Source organism: Rhodococcus sp. P4_F3_2, assembly GCF_056401335.1.
The window spans coordinates 1-438 of sequence record NZ_JBFUJN010000213.1 but is presented as its reverse complement, the minus strand read 5'-3'; the positions used below and the strand labels follow the sequence as shown (position 1 = coordinate 438).

The window sequence follows — 438 nt, the reverse complement described above, 5'->3', positions numbered from 1 at the left end:
AACTTACGTTGATACTTCCTTTTCACATGAGAAGCTTTTAACTTAGCATGAGTATCTTTCAGTAATTGAATAGGCATTACTCATCATCCTTTCATACCAATAAAAAAAGCATCCTATAAAGGATGCTCTTACTTTTAAAAAGTGCGATAATCGAAATCTTGACCTAATAACTCTTTATGAGAAACATTATTAATCTTTTCAACTTCTTCTTTAGTGAAAATGTTTTTCTCAAGTAATGCTGCCACTAAATTATCATATTTGATTTTAGTTGTTATTAGTTCTTTCACAAGATTACTTTTATGATTATCAGCGTATCGGCTTTTCTCATCGTTTTGATCGTATCTTTCTAATACAAGACTTCCACGAACCTGAACCTTATCATCTACTGCATGATGACTAACAACGCCAAATCTAACTGTTTTAATCTCTGAATATATC

At 30.8% G+C, this 438-nt stretch carries 1 protein-coding gene; it reads right to left on the bottom strand.

Annotated features, from left to right (window positions below):
* Nucleotides 1-134 precede the first annotated feature (134 nt).
* Nucleotides 135-438 (bottom strand): hypothetical protein (locus AC1DWA_RS33460; RefSeq protein ID WP_477917800.1); only part of this gene is annotated, 304 nt, incomplete at its 5' end.